The sequence below is a fragment of the Haladaptatus sp. genome, assembly GCF_049589095.1.
Classification (GTDB): Archaea; Halobacteriota; Halobacteria; order Halobacteriales; family Haladaptataceae; genus Haladaptatus.
Window position 1 is genome coordinate 1 of record NZ_JBAWAC010000404.1, and the last position, 4,262, is coordinate 4,262.

Annotated in this window: 6 protein-coding genes; 2 read left to right on the plus strand and 4 right to left on the minus strand. The window is 61.9% G+C overall.

Going from position 1 to position 4,262, the window contains the following annotated elements:
- Positions 1-802, minus strand: an 802-nt coding sequence (locus WBV42_RS12680; RefSeq protein WP_423986354.1) for an ROK family protein, incomplete at its 3' end; no start/stop codon positions are given.
- A 140-nt stretch (positions 803-942) separates the two neighbouring features.
- Here WBV42_RS12680 and WBV42_RS12685 point away from each other — a divergent pair.
- The gene (locus WBV42_RS12685) at positions 943-1,347 is read left to right on the plus strand and encodes a hypothetical protein (RefSeq protein WP_423986355.1); all 405 of its coding nucleotides are present in this window, start codon (positions 943-945) and stop codon (positions 1,345-1,347) included.
- 106 nt (positions 1,348-1,453) lie between these two features.
- Here the strand turns inward: WBV42_RS12685 and WBV42_RS12690 are convergent, their stop codons facing one another.
- Entirely contained in the window at positions 1,454-1,903 is a 450-nt protein-coding gene (locus WBV42_RS12690) for a universal stress protein (protein WP_066144805.1), read from the minus strand.
- A gap of 129 nt (positions 1,904-2,032) precedes the next feature.
- Here WBV42_RS12690 and WBV42_RS12695 point away from each other — a divergent pair, with 129 nt between their 5' ends.
- Positions 2,033-2,770, plus strand: a complete 738-nt coding sequence (locus tag WBV42_RS12695) for an SDR family NAD(P)-dependent oxidoreductase (RefSeq protein WP_423986356.1) — start codon at positions 2,033-2,035, stop codon at positions 2,768-2,770.
- A gap of 14 nt (positions 2,771-2,784) precedes the next feature.
- Here WBV42_RS12695 and WBV42_RS12700 read toward each other — a convergent pair whose 3' ends face one another.
- Both WBV42_RS12700 and WBV42_RS12705 read right to left on the minus strand, forming a co-directional pair.
- A complete protein-coding gene (locus WBV42_RS12700) occupies positions 2,785-3,366 on the minus strand; it encodes an LURP-one-related/scramblase family protein (RefSeq protein ID WP_423986357.1) in 582 nt (193 codons plus the stop codon).
- 59 nt (positions 3,367-3,425) lie between these two features.
- On the minus strand, positions 3,426-4,262 hold an 837-nt coding region (locus WBV42_RS12705; protein ID WP_423986358.1), incomplete at its 5' end, for an ABC transporter ATP-binding protein.

The window sequence follows — 4,262 nt, forward strand, 5'->3', positions numbered from 1 at the left end:
CGACAGCGCCGCCGAGGTAGACGACGATGGGCGCGTAGGCTTGGACGACGTTCGCCACGCCGACGGTGTTCCAGTGTGCGACCTGTTCGATGACGTGGTCGGCGAAGGCGTCGAGACCGGCGTACTCGAACACGTCCTTTGCCGAGAAGTCGGGGTCGTCGAGCGGGAGGGACGTCTCCACGCTCTCGTCTTCTTTCGCCAACATGCGGGCGTACTCGGGGATGTTGTTCCCCGAGCAGTAAGCTTCCCAGTGGCCGTCCTTGCCACAGCCACAGGTTCGCCCGCCGTGGGGATCGACCAGCATGTGTCCTACTTCGCCCGCGTTGCCGTCCCACCCGGTGAGGACGTTTCCATCGACGCTGACTCCGGCACCGATACCGCTCGAAATAGTGATGTAGACCATGTCGTCGGGGTTGCGGTCGCTGTAGAATCGTTGCCCGATAGCGCCCGCATTGGTGTCGTTGTGGAGGAATATCCGGTCGCTCCCGATGAGTTTGCTCACCGGTCCGGTCAGCGGAATTCGACCGATGGTGTCCGGCAGGTTTGCCGGGCCATCGACCGCTCCCTCCGCGAGGTCGAGCGGACCGATACTGCCGATCCCCGCCGCCTGGATCTCCCTCGGGTCGACGTCTGCGTTCGTACACGCACCTCGAATACTTTCGAGCACTGCCTCGGTAACCGCAATGCCGTTCGGTCCTCGTGGCGTGCCACGGTCGTACGTGCCGATGACGTTACCGTCCCCGTCGGCAACCGCCGCCCTGACGTTGGTCGCCCCGAGGTCTACACCCGCGTAGTAGGCCATTCAGGTGAACTAACGTCGTCCGTCCCACTTAACTACAGGCATTTACTCGTGGACGAGTTCTCCCGACCCGACAGGTCCGGGTGTCAATTCTGACGGGTCGGGTTGTCGAAGTTAACTGGTTCGGCGTCGTGTATCGATGCATGACCGAGGACTTTCCCGACGACCTTGCCGACCTCGACGACGAAACCGAGTCCGCGCTGCACCAACTCGAACTCGGTATCGAGGGCCTTCGCAAGGCACACGGCTACCTCGTCCAGTTTCACCACGTCACCGGCCACGCGATGGAGCACTTCAGCGAGGCCGAAAACGACCTCCGTAACGCTGGCCACGAAGACATCGCCGACCACATCCGCGACGAAATCCTTCCGTGTGGCGTTCTTGGCGGCGACCGCTGGACCTACGAACTGGTCGAATCCTTCGAGACGGGATTCCTCCACGATATCGAATCGTTCGAACGTGCCACCCGCGAGGAGATTGCGGGGGGAGAACGCCACGTCCGCGAGAGACGGATGCAACGGGAGTGGCAGGAACGCGCCGAGGAATAACTAATGACGGTCGCGGAGATGCTAATCGAACGCTCACCGATACTTGGATCGGGTGCGGTCAGGTGACTGTGACCCGCTCAAAAGAGGCGAAAATTCTCGGGGGCGCTCAGTCCTCGCGCACGAACGTCACGGGACAGGGTGCCGAGAGCATGACTTCCTGTGCGGTGCTGCCGAAGACGGCTTTCCCGGTCGGCGAGCGTTTGCGGCCGCCGACGAAGATGCTGTCGGCGTTCACGTCCTCGGCGAGTTCGACGATGGTTTCGCCGTGGTGGCCGATGGACCCACGAACCGAGTAACCGATGTCTTCGGCGTCGAGCGCATCCGAGAGCGATCGGATCGTCGCGTGTCGCGCCGCCACTTCGTCGGAGTTCGGTTGCCCGGCCGGGTCGTAGTCGAGTTGCTCGACCACGTCCTCGAACTCGTCGTCGGTGAATACGTGCGCGAGAACGACTGTCGCACCAGTCGGGCCCGCCACGTCGATGACGGCGTCAGCGAGTTTTCCAGTACGGTCCGCATCGCCCGGTCCTACGGCGAGAAGAATCGTCTCAATTCCCATGGTATCAGGTCTCCATGCAGAATATTAAAGATAGGGGGGTTCACCCATAATTGGAGAAGGTCACGCCTCGGACGGAATCCCGACCTCGTCGGCATCAAACTAATTGGGACTGCACCGCGAAGGTCGCCCATGATAACACCCAACCTCGATGGACGGGTCGCGCTGGTGACCGGTAGTTCGAAGGGCGTCGGCCGGGAACTCCTCCTTTCACTCGCCGACTGCGGGGCCGACGTGGCCGTTCACTACCACTCCAGCAAGGACGTCGCCGAGGACGTCGCCGACACCGCCCGTACACACGACGTCGAAGCAATAACCGTCAACGGCGACGTCACCGATCCGAACGAAGTGGACGACCTCTTCGGAACCGTCGAAGCCGAACTCGGGAGCGTCGACGTGCTGGTGAACAACGTCGGCCCGTTCGCGCCCGACCACTGGGAGGACATCTCCTTCGACCGCTGGAACGCCGTGTTGAACGGCAACATCAACGGAACCTACCTCTGTTCGAAGCGGGCGCTCCCGGAGATGCGGGGGACGGGATTCGGTCGCATCGTCAACATCGGCTACGCCAGCGCCGAGAAGGGACTCATCAGCCCCAAAAACGCGCCGTACTTCATGGCAAAGGCGAGCGTCCTGATGTTCACCCGAATGCTCGCGGCGGACACGCAGGACGACGGCGTGACGGTCAACGCTATTTCGCCCTATGTGGTCGAGAACTCGGACGTGTTCCCGGACGATCTGCCCCGTGACAGACCCGCCGAATTCGAGGACATGGCACAGGCGCTGCGGTTCTTCGTCGACGACGACAGCGACTACCTGAGCGGCGTGAACGTCGAAGTCGACGGCGGTTGGTTGCCGGAGAAAGTCTGACTCCGATTTCGGACTCAGTTCCCTTCCAACGCGTCGATGGCGATTGCGGCCGCGACGAGCGCGGTCTTGGATACCGCATTCGACTCCTCGATTCGAACCTTGTACACGTCGCGGAGCGAGAATTTCCCCACGATTTCTCCAACGGGTTCCCCGCCCGAGGTCGCGATCTCGTACTTATGTGGGATGAAGGAGAGCAACGTCGAGAACGAGCGAAGGGCTTCGAGTATCGCGCTTCTGGATTCGACCTCCGCGACGTCGGTTCCGTCGGGGCGCTTTATCGTCCAGTGATGATGGAAGAAGCTGAAGTTTTTGGAGAGGACGATGACCGGTTCGTCGGTTCGCTCGTCCACGAGGACGTAATCTCCGGCGACGTCGAGGACGTTCTTCGCCTTCACGCGGAAGACCGTGTTCCCGTCCGCGTCGAAGAACGGGAACTCCTCTTTCATCTTGAACAGCTTTTGTTTCGACTCCAAAACGAGGTCTCCGGCCGAATCGTACACTTTGTACTTGTTCCGGAAGTGGCTCTGCTTGACGGTGTACTCGTCATCGTCGAGGGTCACGCCGCCGATATCGTGTCGCTGCGTGGGTGGTTCCATTGCCCGCCGCTTCTCACGTCTCGATATTTAAACTTGATGAAGAAACTGGATGGCTGGGATCACTCGCCGCCGTCGGTCTGTGCATCCGCCCCTTCGGCCTCCGCTCCGTCACCCACGTCCTCGATTTCCGACCGGCGCTGGATCGCTCGTTCGATGAACTCCCGTGGGAGGTCTTCGATCTCTCCGGCCTGCACGTGCCAGAGGTTCGCGTAGAGTCCGCCGAGCGCCAGCAGGTCGTCGTGGGTGCCGCGCTCGACGACCGTCCCTTCGTCCAAGACGACGATTTCCTCGGCGTCCTTCACCGTCGAGAGGCGGTGGGCGATGGCGAACGTCGTCTTCTCGGCCATCAGCGAGGCGAGACTGCGCTGGATGAGCGCTTCCGTCTCGGTATCGACGTGGCTCGTCGCCTCGTCCAACACGAGGATGGCGGGGTCCTTGAGAATCGTCCGCGCGATGGACAACCGCTGGCGTTGCCCGCCGGAGAGTTTCACGCCCCGCTCGCCGACCATCGTGTCATAGCCGTCGGGCAGGTTGCTGATGAACTCGTGTGCCTCGGCGGCTTTCGCGGCTTCCTCGATCTCCTCGTCGCTCGCGTCGAAGGAACCATACGAGATGTTCTCCCTGACGGAGCCGTAGAACAGGAACGGCTCTTGGCTGACGTAACCGATGGCCCGCCGCAGACTGCGGAGGTTCACGTCGCGGATGTCGGTTCCGTCGATGCGGATCGCGCCCCCGTCCACGTCGTACATCCGCAAGAGAAGTTTGAGGACGGTGGACTTCCCGGCACCGGTCGGGCCGACCAGCGCGAGGGTGTTTCCGCCCTCGACTTCGAACGCGATGTCCTCCACGATGGTCTCGTCGTCGTAGCCGAACGTCACATCGTCGTAGACGACTTC